Source organism: Paenibacillus sp. FSL H8-0079, assembly GCF_037991315.1.
Taxonomy (GTDB): Bacteria; Bacillota; Bacilli; order Paenibacillales; family Paenibacillaceae; genus Paenibacillus.
In genome coordinates, this window is sequence record NZ_CP150300.1 from 6,495,661 (window position 1) to 6,513,763 (window position 18,103).

The window sequence follows — 18,103 nt, forward strand, 5'->3', positions numbered from 1 at the left end:
GGAGGCCAGAATAAATATTGATGAAAGGACGAAATTCATTGTGCATATGCACAATGAATCCCATCACCCTAGAGGAGAACACGGTTTTCCATGATATTTTTCATGCTGATATGAGATTTCGAGGGTCCAAGCTTCACCAGTGAATCCTGAAACTCGGCAAGTTCTTCGATGGACGCCGTCTGTACTTTGATCAGATAGTTATACTCACCGCTAATGCGATAGACGTCCGTGACTTCGATGGCCTGTTCACAGAACTGAACCAACTCGTCGCAATGTTCTGTTTTGAGCAAAATAAATGTTGTGGTACCACGGTTTAATTGGGCCAGATTATAGATCGTCGAATATCCCGTGATTACACCTCTCTCCTCCAGTTTCAGGATTCTTTCCTTAACCGAAGGCTGGGACATGTTAATTTCTTTGCTAATCTGTGCAATGGGCATACGTGCATGATGTTGCAGCAAGCGCATAATCTGCTGATCGATCTCATCTATGATGTGTTCCATTTGTAAACCTCCGAGTTATTGCCTTATTTAATAAGGTTTTCTGTATAAATAAACTAATAAATTATATATGTTATCTCATTATATCCTTTGATATCATATGGTTCCAACGCGAAATTCTCCCTATACTTTAGAATATAATCTGAAGAGGGAGCGATGAACGTGAGTGTTATAGGACTTGCACATGTGGCCATTCAGGCCCGAAATTATAAAGATACCTTGGCGTTTTATACAAAAGTATTAGGATTCAAGGTCGGTCACTCCTGGAGTTTGCCTTCCTTCCACATTACCGAGGCATGTATGTTGATCTCTCCGGATCAGCGTACATGTATTGAGGTATTTGACCCAAAAGCCGTCATTCCCGCCGAGGGTGAACCTGCCACCTCTCCTGAAGAGGTCCGGCACGGCGCACTATTACATTTCGCCTTTTACGTGCACGATGTAGAAGACATCTATCAGCGAGCGCTCGCATATGGAGCCAAGACCTATGTTGCACCGGATTGGATATCGCTTGGAGAACCTGCACTTCGGGTTAAAAACGCACTCGTCCACAGTCCCAATGGTGAAGTGATTGAATTCCTTGAAGAGGTTAATTTCGACCGATCCTCATCCTCACCATCATCTATATGAAGTACACAAACAGCCTGTTGCCTCTTCATCCGTGGCAGCAGGCTGTTTTATAGTGGGACTTTCTTGGGAGCATCAGCACATGCACCTACCCTACTCTTGCTCTGCATTCCCCAGCGTATACTCGCTTAGCTTCCCTTCATAGACCAGCTGCAATCGTTCACTCTGGCGAAAATCATCCGGTGTCACCAGCGCAGGCAGCTTGTTCCACAGCTTGATGCCTGAACGTTGCAGAATCTCGGCTACAAATTGAGAACAAAAGTAGGAGTTGCTGAACTCCACAGGTTCCTTGAGCGTAATGCCGATCACGCCGAGCAGATTGTACATATATTTCTGGCGACTGCGGATGAAGATGTGCAGCACACGTTTCATCTTTTCCACTTCACGATCCGTCACCTGAAGTTTGTATATGACACATGTGGTATTGGGATACTTGCTGTATGTACCTGTCTGAATATCTTCCTTCACAAATCCACCGTTCAACGGATTGCTTGGATGCTTGCGGCCGAAGCTGTACAGTTCGGTTAATTCCCGGTCAAATGAGATTGATGCGTGATTATATGGCGCCCGGGTATAGCTCTGAATAACCTTGGTAAACAGCGTTCCTGTATTCGTAAGCAGGATATAGATGGAGCGTTCATCTGTCATAGCAAAATTTCCCCTTATCAAGTTGGCACTATTCCTTCATAATAACATAGGTACCCTATAATGGAATCTTACTTTGAATAAGCAGGTGATCGGTACGTGAGCAGTTCACTCTTTACACTAACGCTAATCTTTACAGCTTTACTTGTGATACATATCGTGTACAAAATTATTGCAAAGCTTCAGCCAACCAAAGACTATTCAGGCATCGGCCAAAAAATCAAAACCTGGTGGGGCATGTTCGTGATCTTTTGCCTCGCCACCCTTTTTAACCCCATCGTGTCCCTCATCTCCCTCATGGTGCTTGCATTCTTTTCTCTCAAAGAATACTTCTCCATGATTCGCAGTACACGCAAAGCCGACCGCAGGCTGTTCCTATGGGCGTATCTGGCGATTCCGGTTCAGTTCTACTGGATCTACATTGGATGGTATGGCATGTTTATCGTGTTTATTCCACTATATGTGTTCCTGGTACTTCCCTTGCCACGCCTGATTAACAAAGGCACGGTCGGTTTCCTGCGCAGTGTCAGCTCCACACAATGGGGATTAATGCTGATGGTGTTTGGACTGAGTCACCTTGCCTATTTCCCATTTGCCACACCGGAGTACGGGTCCAAGCTGGTGCTGTTTCTCGTCGTGTTAACGCAGCTTAACGATGTGGTGCATTATCTGGTCTCTCTCTATCTGGGCAAACGAAAAGTGGTGCCCACGGCCAATCCTTTTGTCACCTGGGAAGGATTCGCCTGTGCATTCATTGTAACGACAGCAACGTCTTATTTTATCCATCCTTACCTGACGCCATTTGATTGGAAATTCTCGCTGTTCATCGGGGTGCTGATCAGTCTGGCTGGATTCTTCGGCAGTCTGACGGTGTCCGTACTGAAGCGCGACCTACTAATCGGGGATGATAACAAGTTCGATTCGCTCAAAAAAAGCTACCTAAGCCGGGTCGACAGCCTGACTTACACCTCTCCGGTTATGTTCCACGTGGTCCGTTATTTCTTTGACTTTATGTAGGCACAGATGGATCAGTGATCTTGTAATCATGGATGTCAAAAAAAGCAGCCCACGTGGCTGCTTTTCCTGTTCATCAGGCTCCAGACGGAGCGTTAATATTGTGTCTATTACTTCAACGTAATTTCTTTCTCCGACATGATTTGGTCTCCCTCATCATTCGTGAACACAAACGTGGCTTTGCCGCGCTCGCCCTTCATCTCATCCGAATAGATAAATCCGGAGAATTGTCCATTGCCGCTAAAGTAAAATCCATCTTCGCCGTTGGCGCCATGTTCAATGGCTTCCTGTAGCGAATTCACAATCGTGACCGTGTTAGACGTCCAACGCATCTCCGTTAGTGCATAACCCTTAGGAACCTGTTTAATTCCAAAATCAAAGCTGTTGCCCTCCATCGGTTTCTCCGACTGGTCGATGACGATATCAATCTGCTCCGACGGTTCAGTGGACTCCGATTGAGCCGTAGGCTTTCCCTCATCACCACTGGCGCTACCCTTATCATTGTTATTCTTCGCATCCGCATTGGGAACAGAGCTTTCTCCAGCTTCCTCTACGGGCTGCTTCGATTCCGGATAGGCATGTTCCTGAACCGATTCACCACTAGTGCCACAGGCACTGACGAATAACGAAATACATAGCACAGACATGCAAAGTGTAGATTTCTTTATATTCATTTTCATCATCTAGTTCTCCCTTCATTCATCTACAGCACATAGATCCAACACACCACTTACTAATCACTACACCATATCGTCCCTCATGAAGCTCCATTATATGTAAATGATTATTAAATTAAGTATGCGGTTGCACTTCGATGAATAAAGAAAGCACTCTGTTAATGGTGTCATGCACCGTTTATTTTATCGATCAAACCCTGGCAAGACTAAAACTTGTCCAATTTGGATGGAGTTATGCTCCAGTTCATTTACCTTTTTGACCGCTTCTATATATACACGAGTATCCATCTGCTGAGGTTTATGGGTCAAAGAAATACTCCACAGTGTATCTCCCTGAGATACAACGACCTTGTCCCCTGATAACAACTGCTCATCGCCGGCAAACACAGTGAACACAGCACTACACCCTATGATTATAATTAGAGCTATGATGACCATCTTCGATAGCCAGGTTGGTATTTTCACACGCTGCATGAATTGCTTTTTAACATACAGGGTGCGAGACTCGGACGTTTTTGTATAAACAGGTTCATAAATACTTTTGTACGTGGAATATCTCATTCTAGTCGACCTCCGAACTTTCGTTCCGCTAATCTTTATTTTTTATGCTTACCTATGCATTTTTCCTATAACAATGAACGGTCAATAATCATCTTTTTCGACAAATAGGCATCTTTGCCTAAGTCACTCCACTTGGATAGGTCTATATTACCAGTTCACTCTAAACAAATTCTGAACAAAACGGATTCCATCTCCAATCAGATTCAACATATCGAATATTCATGCCTGATTTTCGGCGATGCTTGCTGTAACGCTTTTCTATAATGGAATAAAGATAAAGATTCGATTCTAACGAAGTAAGGACGTGCCCCCATGATTTCTGCTGATCTAAAGGAACAATATTACGAGGCGCTTGTAGCCAAAAATTCAGAATACGAAGGTTTATTCTATGTTGGGGTCCGAACCACAGGTGTGTTCTGTCGTCCCACATGCCCGGCGCGAAAGCCAAAATTCGAAAACTGCGAATTCTATGAGACGGCTCAACAGGCACTTCTGGCTTCATATCGTCCTTGCCAGCGCTGTCGCCCGCTATCTCATCCCAATCAAGTATCGGATGTCGTTCGCATATTGGTGGACGCTGTCGAGAAACAACCGGATAAACGCTGGAAAGGACAGGATTTCAAGGCTCTCTCCATCGATGAATCCACGGCGCGCCGACAGTTCAAGAAGCGGTTCGGCATGACCTTTGTCGAATATGCTCGCGCTCGCCGCATGGGACTCGCCTTGAAAAACATTCGCTCCGGACGCACCGTGATCGATAGCCAATTATCTACCGGATATGAGTCAAGTAGCGGCTTTCGCGATGCCTTTTCACGGATCATGGGTGCTGCTCCCACTCAAGTGGATGAGGGACGTGTGCTAAAAGCGTCCTGGATTGACACCCGCCTTGGTCCGATGATGGCCATTGCAGATGACGAGGCCCTATATTTACTTGAATTTGTGGACCGTAGAGGTTTGGAGCGAGAGGTTGAGCGTCTGCGTAAACGAACCAAATCGGCTATTGTCCCTGGTACTACGGCTCCCATACAGTCCATTGAGCTTGAACTAAACGAGTATTTTCAGGGCGAAAGGACAGCATTCGACACACCGTTGTTCTGTTTAGGAACACCATTTCAAAAGCGTGTATGGGACGAGCTAATAGCCATTCCGGCTGGTGAAACGAGGTCATATCAAGAGATTGCAAATGCACTGGGAAAACCGACTGCTTGCCGAGCTGTGGCACAGGCGAATGGAGCCAACCAGCTCGCGATTGTGATTCCATGTCACCGAGTAATCAATGCCAGTGGCGAACTGGGCGGATACGGCGGGGGATTAACTCGCAAAAACTGGCTTTTGACGCACGAGAAACAGGAACCGGATAGCTGAATAACGGAATCAAGTAATGAAGTACGCATCAAATGTCCAAAGGAATGCATGATATAACAAAGGAGAGTCAACATAAATATGAGTACCTTAGAAGAGAAAGCAATGTTGTTCCAACAATACCATGTGAAAGGAAAACCACTTGTTCTGGTCAATGTCTGGGATGCCGGAAGCGCACAAGCCATTCAATCCGCTGGAGCAACGGCCATTGCAACCGGAAGCTGGTCCGTTGCTGCGGCCCATGGTGAGCAAGATGGTGAAGCCATGCCATTCCATCTGGTACTTGCCAATCTGGCACGGATTACAGCGAATGTGGAACTTCCTGTAACGATCGATATAGAGGGAGGGTATGGGAGGTCTGTGTCAGAAGTGAAGCGAAATATCCTGCAAGTCATCGATCATGGTGCTGTAGGAATCAACATTGAAGATCAACTTCCCGCTGGCTTGGGATTGTACACTGTGGAGGAGCAATGCCCGAGACTGTCTGCCGCCCGGGAAGCTGCGGAGCAGGCAGGCATACCGTTGTTCATTAACGCCCGTACAGATATTTTTCTGCAACATGCACCTGAACAACATAACCACTCCCTTCTAGAGGAAGCACTTATACGTTCGAGCCATTATGCAGATGCAGGAGCCAGCGGTCTGTTTGTACCCGGTTTGCAGGATCACCGATTGATTCAGGAATTGTGTGAGCGTTCACCGCTGCCAATTAACGTCATGGTTACGTCTCCTGAACCTTCACCAAAACAGCTTGCTGTACTCGGTGTAGCTCGCGTAAGCTATGGACCTTATCCTTATCTGCAAGCTATGGAACATCTGAAAGAACTCGGGCGAAGCATTTTGATGGGTAGTTCCGAATCGTCATAAGCGATCACCTATGTTATAATCACCTCTATTGAACATTTACAGGAGGCAATTATGCTTAACGTGGAACAAAAGCTTGAAGTGCTACAATCGTATCCCCAACTGCAACGCAAAGATGTTTCTCTCGGTCGTGTTAATTTCCACTACGAAGAAAGTGCGTATGATAAAAAGATTGTTGCTCTCCATATTCACCCGAACGGTAACGGTTATATCTATGCGGGGCTACTGCCCAACGTTGAGACCGATGCTAAAGGATTCGTCAATATTCGTGATTACTCCGAAGCAGATCTGCGCACATTGTTAGATGAAACGATCCAATCGATGTCTCACAATCCCAACGCAGTTGAATTCGAAGAGCCAGAACAAGTAAAAGCTGCTGCTCCTGCATTGGCTACAACCTCTACGGGCGGCGGAACGTGGATCGATGAAGATGGACATACGTTGACTTTAAAATATGAAGATGACATGTGGTATGTGTACTCCGGCGTTAATCTGGATATGGCTTTCGAAACGCGTAGCGAAGCTGGCGAGTATCTCAAAGACGAAGGATTCAAACCACAAGCTCAGGCTTAACGCATACACATTCAGTTTGGATTGCACAAAGATGGTTGATGTATATTCAGTGATTTAGGATGATACCAAAAACACGAGGCGCGTTCGCACCTCGTGTTTTTCTGATTACAGTGGAGTTTCATTCCTCCATTATCGCGTAATGATTAGTTCAACTTATACAGATTCTTTTATACAACAGTTTCCCGTTAGTCTTTTTTGGATTTCATTGTAAGAGGCGCATTCTTCATCATCGGGTACGTGCTCAGAAGTAAAACCCCTCCAATGACCCCCAGAACGGTGAACAGTGTCATCATATTCACACTCGCAATCCATCTCATCCACTCGCCAAAATCTGCGAAGACAACGATTAGGGTCATAATCAGACTCACCCCAAAGAACATAATGAAGAAGTTACGTAACCCCAATCGCATCCAACAAACCGTTGGGAAGACAGAGACTCCCAGTACGAGAAAGCCGCACATCAGATCGATCCACAGGTAGGATAAGAAATGATATTCGCTTGAATACAACATGCCTGGTTGATAAAGGGTAACGTCAACAATCCCTTTTTCCTGAAGCAGATGTATGAGGAAATACGCCACATGCAGAATGGCCATAGTGCCTGCAACCATCCATAACGAGTTCATATAGAAGGATTTCATGAATTGAACTCGTGTACTGCCTATACCGATCGCAACCGGAAACAGTGTAATGATTCCCCCAATCGCAAACGCACATATCCCTCCGTACATTGGACCAAACAGTTGTGTAGCATACGAGACATCAAAGATGAAGCCAATGGCCAGATATACGACGGTGAGCATAAGCGCAATAGATGAAAATATCATCAAATACAAACGCATATCATCCCGAATCAGTCGGTTCGTACCTTTTACTGCGTTCATGGTTTAACCCCCTCTTGATTACGGGTTCTGTTAACCAAATAATCCTGTAATGTCGCTTTCTCAATGGAAAGCCCCTGTGCATGAGCGATATCCTTCCACATTTTCGAGTAGGGCTCATCAATCATCACTTTTACAGTCGACCCCATCTGGGAAGACTCGATAACTTTAACATCCGCTGTGACTCGATTAATGTCATCAATTCCCCCTGTTAGAAGAACTCCTTTTTCGCGCATCTCTTCCATCGGCTGATTTAACATCACCTCTCCGGCTTGCAAAACGATAAGGGACTCACATAAGGGCTGAATCTCCTCAATATGATGGCTGGATATCAGGATCAGACGCGGGTTATCTTCATAACTTTCCAGTAGGGCATTGTAGAAGAATTTACGCTTCTCCGCATCGAGCCCATTGGTAGGTTCATCTAGAATGGTTATCTTGGCATTACTGGCAAGACCCAATATAATCTGGGCGGCAGTCTTCATACCCTTCGAAAATTTAATGATCTTCTTCTTCGCCGGTAGTTCGAACACATCGATTAAACGTTCCGCCAAATCCTGATTCCACTGCGGATGAAAATATTGTCCCATTTGAACCATATCACTAACCGTCCAGTTTTTCCCCAAGGGATGATTCTCCTGGATGTAGCACAGATTCTCTTGGGCAGCCAGATTATTATAGGGGTCTTGACCCATGATCTGGACGGTTCCACTGTCCGGGCGGTTATGCCCTGCAAGTAAACTCATCAGTGTTGTTTTCCCAGCTCCATTTCTTCCCCAGATGGCACTAATGATCGGTTCACTCTCATGTAGCGTAACCTGGTTCAACACAGGCGTCTTCTGGTAGCTGTAGTTGACCTGCTCCATATGAATCATAAGTCACTCTCCTTATCCTTCTTGCCGCGAATCAGATCAATGATCATGTCTTCATTCATGTGAATCCGTCTGGCTTCTTCAAGTAAAGGCTTGATGTATTCTTCATAAAAATCCTGCTTCCGTTCAACAAGCAATGCTTCTCTTGCTCCCTTCGCAACAAACATTCCAACACCTCGCTGTTTGTATATAATCCCCTTGTCCACGAGCTCCTGCAGTCCTTTGCGGGCTGTAGCCGGATTGATATTGTAGAAGCGTGACAGTTCATTGGTTGAGGGGACCTGTTCTTCCACCTTCAATCTGCCTTCCACAATATCGTCCATAATCATCGTGGCAATCTGATGAAAAATAGGCTGAGATTCATCCAAAGTCGATTTCATGTGCTTCCAACTTTCATACGTATTCATCAATCAGTTAGTCGGTTAGTTACTCATGTGACTAACTATAGTATACAAAAACGCAAATGTAAATAGGCGAACCTAATTTATAATCTTTCCTATCTTCGCTCTGTTGTATTGATTAATCAGACCGTCCAGGACTACGGATTGCTGGATCACTTCAGGATGAAGCAGACTGCCGTACTCCATATGCATGCGATATAACAACTGTCTGGCATCTTCAATTCGTGATATCAAATCCAGGCGATCCATAGTATCCCTCCTTTTTGTCATATTTTAGTGTATTATGCCAATCAAAAGCGCATGTAAGATACGACATACTTATTCTTCCACTTCAATACACAAAAAAGAACGCCTCTGAAATAAATCAGAAGCGTTTCTTTTAACATTTTATTAAGTTCCAAATCCATGATCAGCAGGTCTCATAATTTCGGGGTTCGGGATCTCCTTGCCTGAGACAGGTTCCGTAACAGGAGCTACGATAAACACAACGATACTACAGGTAGCTATCAGCAAAGCCAACTTTCTCTTCATTGAGTTTCTGCACCTCACTAATTATCATTTTGTATTGCTGTTTCGCCGTCTCAGATGCAAAATCCCTGTATTGCTCAAACAGTCCGACACCTCTAAGCATACCTCGTCCACTGCTAATTTCAATAGAAAATCTTAAACTATCCAGAACAAATTCTATACCTATATGAAACTCGTCTTTCTTTAAATAATATGCGCCCAAATCTGCTAAAAGTCGTAAATAACGATCATCCGTAACCTGTCTGCTGACTTTGCCAATTCGGTTACTCTGTTCCTGATAAGTAAAGTATGATTCATACTGTTTAAGTACATGATCAATATCCTTATCATAGCGATTAGCCGCCGTTACAATATCACATAACGCTGGGAATATCTCATTTTCCTTTGTTGAAATATAAGCCAGATAATCAGGTAGTACCTCAAACTGACCACCCATTAAATGATATATATAACGGTTAGCTTCGGCCCATTCCTGAAACTGATTCATAACGACGATTTCGTCTTTATCCGGACTCTTCACCCAACTGTTATCCGTATACAAAGAAACATACTTCAGCGCACCGGTATAGTCCTTCAAATGATAACAGGCACTACCAGAAGCTAGATAGGAGTACAGAATATAAAAGACAATTGGTCTTTTGGTCTCTTCTTGTTTCCTTCGGCCATTCATCTCATAATGGATGGACGCTTTCAGCTTCAATTTTTCAGATAATTCCTGAACCTTACTCCATCTATGCAATGCCCCAAAAGCATTAATCAGTTCGTTAAGCGCATCCAATTGATAGCGTTCATCCAGCCGATCCACATAATATTCAAACCGGGCTGCAATAATCAGATTCCGCTGCTGATCATTCGTCAGTCCCAACCTGAACAGTCGATATTGACAGAGTGCAAGCCGCTCGGAATGTTGCATTTTCTCACTCTCGGCGATATTTTCATATAGAAGAATGGCCGGTTTGAATTTACCCGCTTGGTAGAATTCTTCAGCCACTTCAAATAATAAGGGGATATAAGATAGATTATCCATCATCAGACGAATAACCTCTTCAATACAGTTTAACTTGTCCAACTCGGCACAGCGTTGAAGGAAGGGTCCCAATCTTCGCCAGTCCGGGGTTGCGTGTACAAAACATTCATCTATGTATAACTCATAGAAATAACCTTCTTCCAATCTCATGGCAGAAGTAATACGATCCAACTGCTGCATGGCAATAGGCCGATTTTTATTCAAAATATTGCTCAGCGTACCCGAATTAATCCCTGACGTCTCTGAAAAATGACTAATAGACATCTGTTCACGCTTCAGATAACTTTCCAAATGATCGCGTATCGTGGTTGTCGGCTCCAAACGAACACCACCCTCCAAAATAAAAAAACCATAAACAGGATTATCGGTATGCAAAAGTAATTATATGTAATTAGAAAGTAGCGGTCAATATAATAAATTCAACTAATTTGTAATATAACCATTTTAATCCTTTAATTAAAACAAGATTTCTATTCTTATTTTATATCGGACACTCGTCCGACATCAAACTCGAAAACAGACAAAAAACACGAGCCATCTACGGGCTCGTGTTCTCAACTGACTCAGCAGTCAGCATACTCACTATAACTTGGATTTAAGGCAGTATATTGCCTGCCGCACGGTAAATTTCATACCACTCTAGACGAGTGAGATGAACATCTCCCGCTTTCACACAGTCTTTCAGACGCTCAATATTCATTGTACCTGTCACTGGCTGCATTTGCGCAGGATGGCGAAGCAACCACGCGATCGCAATCGTTGTATTACTCACATCATACTTCGCAGCAATCTCATCGATCTTCGCATTCAATTCCGGGAACTTATCGCTACCCAGGAATACGCCTTCGAAGAATCCGTACTGGAACGGAGACCATGGCTGAATCGTGATATCATGCAGACGACAATAATCAAGGATACTGCCGTCACGGTTCACCGCAGCTTCGTTCTCCATGTTCACGTTGATTCCACTGTCAATCATCGTGGTATTGGTAATACTCATCTGCAACTGGTTAGCTACCAGTGGCTGTTTCACGTATTTTTTCAACAATTCGATCTGATTCGGATTCTGGTTGGACACCCCGAAGTGACGTACTTTGCCTTCGCGCTCCAATTGATCAAAGGCTTCAGCCACTTCCTCCGGCTCAACCAAAGTATCTGGACGGTGCAACAGCAGAACGTCAAGATATTCCGTTTTCAGACGTTGCAGGATGCCATCGACCGAATTCAGAATGTGCTCTTTGGAGAAATCAAACATGCCTTTGCGGATACCGCATTTGGATTGAAGAATCATATTTTCACGAACTTGGGGATTCATCTGCACCGCTTCGGCGAAGATCTCCTCACATGTTCCTGTACCATAAATGTCGGCATGGTCAAAGAAATTCGCGCCAACCTCCATTGCAGAACGAACAAAATGTTCGGCTTCCTTGCCGTCTAGTGAATTAATCCGCATGCAGCCCACGGCCACTACAGGTACTTCTAGTGCGCTGCTACCCAATTTAATGGTTCTCAAGATGTTTTCCCTCCATATTCGAATATTATCGTGTATCTTACCTTTGATTGTGACACAAATCTGCAATCGGTTTCAATAGATTTATCCTACATTCATATGGAGAAATGATAGGATTTCAACCTCAGCCTGTAATTAGACAGGAGTGAGTTATACGTTTTCCGGTACGATAACCTCAATATGCCTTGGCAGGACAGTGATGTGAATCGGCAGAGCAGGGCCTTCCTCACCATCTACATTGGTGCGAATGGCTTCGGCTGAGCGTACATGGACTTCTTTTGTCGTAAAATAATCCACATCCTTATGGTCCTTCAGACTGCCAAACAACAGGGAAGTGCCCAGGGTCAAGCTGTTGAACACACTGATGTTACGAACAACAAAACAATGAATCAGACCATCGTCCACCGCAGCATCCGGGGACAACTTCTTGAATCCTCCGACCGAATTGGTCAGTGCCGCCAGAAAAAGAGGAGATTCCCCTTCCCAAATCTGGCCGTCATGTTCAATGGTCAATTGATTGGCTGGTGTATTCACCAGGTCTTTCAAGCCTTCTTTGAGATATGCGAATGAACCTAGCTTCGACTTCTCTTCTGAGGATACAGAGAACAGAGCTTCCGCCAAAGACCCTGCAGCCACCACGTTGGCAAACAGGCGATCATTGATTTTCCCCAGGTCCACAATATGGGTCTGATCCGAACGTAACTGCCTAATGGCCTCCTCCGGGTCAAGCGAGATATTCAGCGCACGTGCAAAATCATTCACCGTACCCAGCGGTACGACGCCCAGTCGGGGACGATGGTCCTGATCCATCATGCCGTTAATCGTCTCATGCAGCGTGCCATCGCCTCCGATGGAAATAACCAGATCACAGCCGTCCTTGCAGGCATTCACGCAGTAGTTGGTCGCATCACCTTCTCCGGCTGTCTCGTTAACAACCACCTCATACTGCTGTGACTCCAAAATTTCTCTGACTTGGGACACATACTGCTCGGCCTCTTCCTTACCTGACGATGGATTACTAATGATCATGGCTTGGCGCATACTCACATCTTCCCCTCCAAATTGGCATCTTTACTTCATCTATACCCGTTTCAAGGGTGGGTTGAATAGGTTCTGCGGAAGATGTGCAATTTTTTTTGATAAAGATGTCTCTGAAGAGTGCAGAGCAGGGTTTGTTTCATATAGAATAGAAGTAGAAGAAATACCTATTCCGAAATCTCTTGTTCCTTTTTCCCGCTGACGGGTTAATAACTATAGATGTGCTTTTAGCCGAACCTGCATATGTTAAACTGTTCAATTTACACTGAACACTCCGTGGGCAGTACAACCTTCGTTATCGTGTAAATACTATACTTATCTAACTCAATCTGTTCGGATTATTTTATAATTCTAAAAATCGGAGGGAATGCATGCAATGAAAAGAATGACTCTACTATTTCTAGTATTCATCCTGAGTCTCGGGGCATCGGGGCAAGCCATGGCTTACACGACTACAGACTTGGGTGAGGGAATCATTGAAGATCCCGCTTTGGAGGACGGACTGAAGCTAATCCTGAACAAACCTCTGGATGTTCCATTGACTTCATCGGATCTGGAGCAGCTTGAAGTGGTAGATCTGAGCAATGCAGGTATTCAAAGCCTGTCCGGTCTGGAATATGCAACCAACCTGACTCACCTCCGATTATATGGAAATGAGATTGAGGATCTCACACCACTGGAGCACCTAACCCAGCTTCGCGAGATCGATGTTCGCAACAACTATATTACATCCATACACGCACTTGCTGAATTGAAAGACTTGGGACGGCTGTATATCAGCAATAACTCCATATCTTCCATAGAAGTTGTACGTGGGTTCACCCGATTACATACGTTCCACGCCAGTGGCAACCAGATTGCCAGTCTTGCGGCCCTCACGGATACGGATGCACTGAAGTGGCTTGAGATCTCAAACAATACGATTAGCGATCTGACACCGCTCATGGGTAAAACGCGGCTCCAACAACTCAATGTAGCGAATAACCAGATTCAGACGCTGGACGTACTGGCTGAATTGCCAAATACACTGCGGAATCTGAATGTGGCAGGTAATCAAATCACGGATCTGACACCGCTGGAGCACATGACACGGCTGCGGATACTTGATATCTCTGGTAACCAAGTACAGCACCTCAAAGGGCTTGAGGGACTGATTGGGCTAACAGAGCTGAATGCAGAATCTAATCAGATCTACGATCTGGAACCTTTACGTGAGCATTCCAGCCTGGACGTGTTGAAATTATCCAACAACCGGGTGTGGGATCTGACACCGATTGCAGGTTTTACGTTTACCCGTGATCAGTCAGCGACGAATGCCATACAGGATATCTCGGCTTCCACCTCGTTATCATCCGGTATTCAGACGTCTGTCTCAGAGGTTGAACCTGCGGGACTCACGGTGCAGAACAACTATCTGGATGTCGCGGGCGGCAGTCATACCATGCAGCTTCTGAACCGGATGAATGTGCGGGAGCAGAAACGAACGCCTCAGGGCAGCTTCCAGCGTCTGATTGAAGGGTCCACCACCGCCTATGTAGGTGATCGTGCTTACGCACTGGATGCTGCACCTTTTATCGATGAAGGCCGGACCTATGTGCCTCTGCGTTTTGTCTCGGAGCAGTTAAACGCCAATGTGAACTGGAACAGCGGTACACGCGAAGCCGTGATCACACAGAATGACAAGACCATCCGCTGGAGCGTGGGCAATAAACAAGTTGTCGTGAATGATGCGCTTGCGATCCATGATGCTCCTCTCTTGATGAAAAATGGCAAAGCATTTGTACCGGTTCGCTTTATTTCGGAGCAGTTCAATACGACGGTTGCCTATATCGGAAGCAGCAAAACGATTCTGGTTTTTGAAAATAAACAGCTTGGTGAAAGTGTGCAACCTTAAAGGTGACTCACGTTCATTTCCAGCCATAAGAGAACCACAGCGAAGGTCCCCGTCTGAACAATCAGCGGGGATTTTTGGTTGTGCTACGACAGTTGTGCTATGACATTGGATAATGGTATATGGGTAGCGTCAATCACAAGTGAATACTGCAGATGATCTGTCTGTACGGATATGAACGTATGATACTCCATCTTGGATTAGGGTAAATTTCACACGGTTTAGCACATCTTCTTTTGCAGTGGGAGTTGTTATACTGAACGTAATATATATGACAACTGAGGTTCAATCGAGGAGGAAATTCACATGACATTCACGTTCAGTGGTTATTCCACAACCCAAGACAACTCGTGGAGAGAGCTATCTTTTGTACCGACAAATGAAAACGCTAACTTAAAACTGACAGGTGAGCAGCACCAGCTTGTGGAAGGGTTTGGTGGCTGTTTCAACGAGCTTGGTTATATGGCTCTAACCCACTTAAACGAGGAGCAGCGCCATGAGGTATTTCATTCCCTCTTCCATCCGGAAGGTGAGCATAAGTTTAACATCTGTCGCCTGCCGATCGGCGCAAGTGATTATGCGGAGCAATGGTATAGCCACAACGAGGTGGACGGCGACGTGGCCATGGAACACTTTTCGATCGAACGTGATTTCAAATATCTGATTCCTTACATCAAGGAAGCTCTAAGTTATAACCCGAACCTGCAATTCTTCGCCTCCCCATGGAGTCCGCCAACGTGGATGAAGTCACCTAAAGCCTATAACTATGGTACGCTTCGTTGGGAGAAAGATATTCTGGAGGCCTACGCCTTGTATTTCGTAAAATTCGTACAGGCTTACCGTGAAGCAGGCATTACCATCCATCAGGTGCATGTGCAGAACGAAGTAATTGCAGATCAGAAATTCCCTTCTTGCATGTGGACAGGTGAGCAACTCCGTGAGTTCATCGCCGATTATCTGGGCCCGGCTTTTGACAAACACGGTCTGGATACGGAAATCTGGCTGGGAACGATCAACGCTCCTGATCCATGGGAAGAATTGATCAAGAAAAAAACAAATGACTTCGACGAGTACGCCGGGCTTGTCCTGAGTGACCCGAAGGCCTATTCCTATATCAAAGGTGTGGGATATCAATGGGCAGGCAAAAATGCGATTCAACGTACCTCGGCGAGTTATCCGGAGTTACGTTATATGCAGACCGAGAACGAATGCGGTGATGGCAACAACTCATGGAACTACGCCAAATATGTATATAACCTCTACCAGCATTACTTCAGCAACGGAGTGAACGCATACATCTACTGGAACATGGTTCTGGAACCGAAAGGCCGCAGCACATGGGGCTGGGAGCAGAACTCCATGATTACGATAGATCCGGACACGACGGAGGTTACTCGGAACCCCGAGTATTATGTGATGAAGCACTTCGCACATCATATTGTTCCTGGTGCTCGAAGAGTCGGCCTGTCTGGCGCCTGGAGCGGTAAATCCGTTGCTTTCCGCAACCCGGATAACAGTCTCGTGATTGTCATCAACAATCCATTCCAGGACCGTCGTGACCTGTATCTAACCCTTGAAGAAGGACAGACCCTTCACATGGAATTGGAGGCCGATTCGTTCAACAGCATGGTTATTCAACCGAAATAATAATCAACACATCGATAAAAGCATGGATATCAAAGCGTCAGGCCCAAGAATTCCCCGGGCCGGCGCTATTTTTCATGGGGCAGACCATGCTTATTGTTACCATGATTACTCCTGTAGAACACAAGCCGAAGACGACTTAAATATAAAACGTCTCACTTTTATATTTACAAATCTATAAATCTAGATATAATGTAATCCAGAGAACTTACTCTCATGTCCATCATATTATAGGAGTTATAGGAGGCAAGGCAGGCTCATTTCAGCATATTATATCTATTTTTCTATATATTTAAATTCATTGGAGGTACGCTTTACATGAAATCACAACAGGTCAACCCGCTCCTTATCCTGATTCTGGCATTAGGTGTATTCGGGATCATTACAACAGAAATGGGAATTGTGGGAGTACTTCCTCAGGTTGCGCATAAATTCGGTATCTCGGCTGCACAGGCTGGTTGGCTGGTCAGTATATTTGCGCTGGTCGTAGCCATTGCAGGCCCTTTTCTCACCTTGCTGGCGTCCGGCATCAATCGCAAATTCATCCTGTTGGCCGCTGTGCTGATGTTTGCTATCTCGAACGTTGTTTATGCCTACGCCACAACATTTGATACCATGCTGATCTTCCGTATCATTCCCGCACTATTCCATCCCGTCTTCTTTTCCGTAGCCCTGGTCACCAGTGCTCAACTTGTTCCAGCAGAGAAAAGTAGCCAGGCCGTCGCTAAAGTCTTTACCGGAGTTACCGCGGGCTTTGCCTTTGGCGTGCCACTGACATCGTATCTTGCTGAACGGCTATCCCTCGAAATCGCCTTCCTGTTTGGAGCGATGGTCAGTGTGGTCGCTTTGATCGGCATATGGATCTGGCTGCCCTCGATGCCCGTGAAGGAAAAGATGTCCTATGGCAAGCAACTCGGTATTCTGCGCAAACCTGGATTATGGCTGAATGTTGCCGCAGTCATTTTTATATTCGCCGCCATGTTCTCTGTATACAGTTATTTCGCCGAGTATCTTGGACAGGTCACTCACATGAGCGGATCATGGATCAGCGTTATGCTGACCGTCTTTGGTGTCGTCATGATCATCGGAAATTTGGGGTTTGGACAGTTTCTACGTAAGAGCGTGGTCCTTACTGTTCTCATGTTCCCCCTGCTCTATATAGCAGCTTACGCACTCGTCTATTGGGCCGGTCCCCACTTCATGTGGATGGTTATTGTAGTCATCATCTGGGCATCCGTGCATTCAGGAGGATTAATTGTAAGCCAAACCTGGTTAACCGCTGAAGCGCAGGACGCGCCTGAATTTGGCAACAGCTTGTATGTATCCTTTTCCAACCTCGGTATTACCTTGGGTACTGCCGTCGGCGGCTGGTTCATCTCAAACCTGGGAATACATCAATTGATCTGGAGCGGGATGATATTTGCACTGATCGCTTTAGTCTTGATCTGGATTAAAATCAAATGCTTCAACCGCGCAGCAGCCTAGGGT

Annotated in this window: 19 protein-coding genes; 8 read left to right on the forward strand and 11 right to left on the reverse strand. The window is 45.4% G+C overall.

Features of this window, described 5'->3' with window-relative positions; all coding sequences use genetic code 11:
* Nucleotides 1-68 precede the first annotated feature (68 nt).
* On the reverse strand, nucleotides 69-503 hold the full coding sequence (locus MHI06_RS28920; protein WP_340399915.1) for an Lrp/AsnC family transcriptional regulator: 435 nt from the start codon (nucleotides 501-503) through the stop codon (nucleotides 69-71).
* 159 nt (nucleotides 504-662) lie between these two features.
* Between MHI06_RS28920 and MHI06_RS28925 the strand changes: the two genes are divergently transcribed.
* Nucleotides 663-1,130: a VOC family protein gene (locus MHI06_RS28925; protein ID WP_340399916.1), complete on the forward strand. Its 468-nt coding sequence runs from the start codon at nucleotides 663-665 to the stop codon at nucleotides 1,128-1,130.
* A gap of 90 nt (nucleotides 1,131-1,220) precedes the next feature.
* Here MHI06_RS28925 and MHI06_RS28930 read toward each other — a convergent pair whose 3' ends face one another.
* Nucleotides 1,221-1,775: a hypothetical protein gene (locus tag MHI06_RS28930; RefSeq protein WP_169482236.1), complete on the reverse strand. Its 555-nt coding sequence runs from the start codon at nucleotides 1,773-1,775 to the stop codon at nucleotides 1,221-1,223.
* A 96-nt stretch (nucleotides 1,776-1,871) separates the two neighbouring features.
* Between MHI06_RS28930 and MHI06_RS28935 the strand changes: the two genes are divergently transcribed.
* Entirely contained in the window at nucleotides 1,872-2,789 is a 918-nt protein-coding gene (locus tag MHI06_RS28935; RefSeq protein ID WP_169482235.1) for a phosphatidate cytidylyltransferase, read from the forward strand.
* Between the two features lie 107 nt (nucleotides 2,790-2,896).
* On the opposite strand, the gene MHI06_RS28940 is transcribed toward MHI06_RS28935, so the two are convergent.
* Nucleotides 2,897-3,469, reverse strand: coding sequence for a hypothetical protein (locus tag MHI06_RS28940; RefSeq protein ID WP_169482234.1), 573 nt, complete (start codon nucleotides 3,467-3,469; stop codon nucleotides 2,897-2,899).
* A 177-nt stretch (nucleotides 3,470-3,646) separates the two neighbouring features.
* Nucleotides 3,647-3,859: a LysM peptidoglycan-binding domain-containing protein gene (locus tag MHI06_RS28945; RefSeq protein WP_340399917.1), complete on the reverse strand. Its 213-nt coding sequence runs from the start codon at nucleotides 3,857-3,859 to the stop codon at nucleotides 3,647-3,649.
* 477 nt (nucleotides 3,860-4,336) lie between these two features.
* Between MHI06_RS28945 and MHI06_RS28950 the strand changes: the two genes are divergently transcribed.
* The 3 genes from MHI06_RS28950 to MHI06_RS28960 all read left to right on the forward strand — a co-directional run bounded on the left by MHI06_RS28950 (nucleotide 4,337) and on the right by MHI06_RS28960 (nucleotide 6,823).
* Complete coding sequence (locus tag MHI06_RS28950; RefSeq protein ID WP_340399918.1) at nucleotides 4,337-5,389, forward strand: trifunctional transcriptional activator/DNA repair protein Ada/methylated-DNA--[protein]-cysteine S-methyltransferase; 1,053 nt, start codon at nucleotides 4,337-4,339, stop codon at nucleotides 5,387-5,389.
* Between the two features lie 78 nt (nucleotides 5,390-5,467).
* Nucleotides 5,468-6,253, forward strand: coding sequence for an isocitrate lyase/phosphoenolpyruvate mutase family protein (locus MHI06_RS28955; RefSeq protein ID WP_340399919.1), 786 nt, complete (start codon nucleotides 5,468-5,470; stop codon nucleotides 6,251-6,253).
* A 51-nt stretch (nucleotides 6,254-6,304) separates the two neighbouring features.
* Nucleotides 6,305-6,823 (forward strand): hypothetical protein, encoded by a 519-nt coding sequence (locus tag MHI06_RS28960; RefSeq protein ID WP_169482230.1) that lies wholly within the window; start codon nucleotides 6,305-6,307, stop codon nucleotides 6,821-6,823.
* Nucleotides 6,824-7,008: 185 nt separating this feature from the next.
* Here the strand turns inward: MHI06_RS28960 and MHI06_RS28965 are convergent, their stop codons facing one another.
* From MHI06_RS28965 to MHI06_RS28995, 7 genes are all read right to left on the reverse strand, one after another.
* Complete coding sequence (locus MHI06_RS28965; RefSeq protein WP_340399920.1) at nucleotides 7,009-7,707, reverse strand: hypothetical protein; 699 nt, start codon at nucleotides 7,705-7,707, stop codon at nucleotides 7,009-7,011.
* Nucleotides 7,704-8,579: an ABC transporter ATP-binding protein gene (locus tag MHI06_RS28970; protein ID WP_340399921.1), complete on the reverse strand. Its 876-nt coding sequence runs from the start codon at nucleotides 8,577-8,579 to the stop codon at nucleotides 7,704-7,706. Before MHI06_RS28970 ends, MHI06_RS28965 begins: the two co-directional genes overlap by 4 nt.
* The gene (locus MHI06_RS28975; protein ID WP_062837083.1) at nucleotides 8,576-8,956 is read right to left on the reverse strand and encodes a GntR family transcriptional regulator; all 381 of its coding nucleotides are present in this window, start codon (nucleotides 8,954-8,956) and stop codon (nucleotides 8,576-8,578) included. Before MHI06_RS28975 ends, MHI06_RS28970 begins: the two co-directional genes overlap by 4 nt.
* A 99-nt stretch (nucleotides 8,957-9,055) precedes the next feature.
* Entirely contained in the window at nucleotides 9,056-9,226 is a 171-nt protein-coding gene (locus MHI06_RS28980) for an aspartyl-phosphate phosphatase Spo0E family protein (RefSeq protein WP_340399922.1), read from the reverse strand.
* A gap of 244 nt (nucleotides 9,227-9,470) precedes the next feature.
* Nucleotides 9,471-10,853, reverse strand: a complete 1,383-nt coding sequence (locus MHI06_RS28985) for a transcriptional regulator (RefSeq protein WP_169482226.1) — start codon at nucleotides 10,851-10,853, stop codon at nucleotides 9,471-9,473.
* Nucleotides 10,854-11,127: 274 nt separating this feature from the next.
* Nucleotides 11,128-12,045 (reverse strand): aldo/keto reductase family oxidoreductase, encoded by a 918-nt coding sequence (locus MHI06_RS28990; RefSeq protein WP_169482225.1) that lies wholly within the window; start codon nucleotides 12,043-12,045, stop codon nucleotides 11,128-11,130.
* Nucleotides 12,046-12,192: 147 nt separating this feature from the next.
* On the reverse strand, nucleotides 12,193-13,083 hold the full coding sequence (locus MHI06_RS28995; protein ID WP_340402201.1) for a diacylglycerol kinase family protein: 891 nt from the start codon (nucleotides 13,081-13,083) through the stop codon (nucleotides 12,193-12,195).
* 373 nt (nucleotides 13,084-13,456) lie between these two features.
* Here MHI06_RS28995 and MHI06_RS29000 point away from each other — a divergent pair, with 373 nt between their 5' ends.
* The 3 genes from MHI06_RS29000 to MHI06_RS29010 all read left to right on the forward strand — a co-directional run bounded on the left by MHI06_RS29000 (nucleotide 13,457) and on the right by MHI06_RS29010 (nucleotide 18,100).
* The gene (locus tag MHI06_RS29000) at nucleotides 13,457-14,974 is read left to right on the forward strand and encodes a leucine-rich repeat domain-containing protein (RefSeq protein WP_340399924.1); all 1,518 of its coding nucleotides are present in this window, start codon (nucleotides 13,457-13,459) and stop codon (nucleotides 14,972-14,974) included.
* A 303-nt stretch (nucleotides 14,975-15,277) separates the two neighbouring features.
* Complete coding sequence (locus MHI06_RS29005; RefSeq protein ID WP_340399925.1) at nucleotides 15,278-16,618, forward strand: glycoside hydrolase family 30 protein; 1,341 nt, start codon at nucleotides 15,278-15,280, stop codon at nucleotides 16,616-16,618.
* A gap of 315 nt (nucleotides 16,619-16,933) precedes the next feature.
* The gene (locus tag MHI06_RS29010; protein ID WP_340399926.1) at nucleotides 16,934-18,100 is read left to right on the forward strand and encodes an MFS transporter; all 1,167 of its coding nucleotides are present in this window, start codon (nucleotides 16,934-16,936) and stop codon (nucleotides 18,098-18,100) included.
* Nucleotides 18,101-18,103 lie beyond the last annotated feature (3 nt).

Bases quoted from the DNA above. Each gene is read 5' to 3' on its own strand.
- MHI06_RS28920 (WP_340399915.1), bottom strand. From the start codon at position 503: ATGGAACACATCATAGATGAGATCGATCAGCAGATTATGCGCTTGCTG.
- MHI06_RS28930 (WP_169482236.1), bottom strand. From the start codon at position 1,775: ATGACAGATGAACGCTCCATCTATATCCTGCTTACGAATACAGGAACG.
- MHI06_RS28940 (WP_169482234.1), bottom strand. From the start codon at position 3,469: ATGATGAAAATGAATATAAAGAAATCTACACTTTGCATGTCTGTGCTA.
- MHI06_RS28950 (WP_340399918.1), top strand. From the start codon at position 4,337: ATGATTTCTGCTGATCTAAAGGAACAATATTACGAGGCGCTTGTAGCC.
- MHI06_RS28955 (WP_340399919.1), top strand. From the start codon at position 5,468: ATGAGTACCTTAGAAGAGAAAGCAATGTTGTTCCAACAATACCATGTG.
- MHI06_RS28960 (WP_169482230.1), top strand. From the start codon at position 6,305: ATGCTTAACGTGGAACAAAAGCTTGAAGTGCTACAATCGTATCCCCAA.
- MHI06_RS28965 (WP_340399920.1), bottom strand. From the start codon at position 7,707: ATGAACGCAGTAAAAGGTACGAACCGACTGATTCGGGATGATATGCGT.
- MHI06_RS28970 (WP_340399921.1), bottom strand. From the start codon at position 8,579: ATGATTCATATGGAGCAGGTCAACTACAGCTACCAGAAGACGCCTGTG.
- MHI06_RS28975 (WP_062837083.1), bottom strand. From the start codon at position 8,956: ATGAAATCGACTTTGGATGAATCTCAGCCTATTTTTCATCAGATTGCC.
- MHI06_RS28980 (WP_340399922.1), bottom strand. From the start codon at position 9,226: ATGGATCGCCTGGATTTGATATCACGAATTGAAGATGCCAGACAGTTG.
- MHI06_RS28995 (WP_340402201.1), bottom strand. From the start codon at position 13,083: ATGCGCCAAGCCATGATCATTAGTAATCCATCGTCAGGTAAGGAAGAG.
- MHI06_RS29000 (WP_340399924.1), top strand. From the start codon at position 13,457: ATGAAAAGAATGACTCTACTATTTCTAGTATTCATCCTGAGTCTCGGG.
- MHI06_RS29005 (WP_340399925.1), top strand. From the start codon at position 15,278: ATGACATTCACGTTCAGTGGTTATTCCACAACCCAAGACAACTCGTGG.
- MHI06_RS29010 (WP_340399926.1), top strand. From the start codon at position 16,934: ATGAAATCACAACAGGTCAACCCGCTCCTTATCCTGATTCTGGCATTA.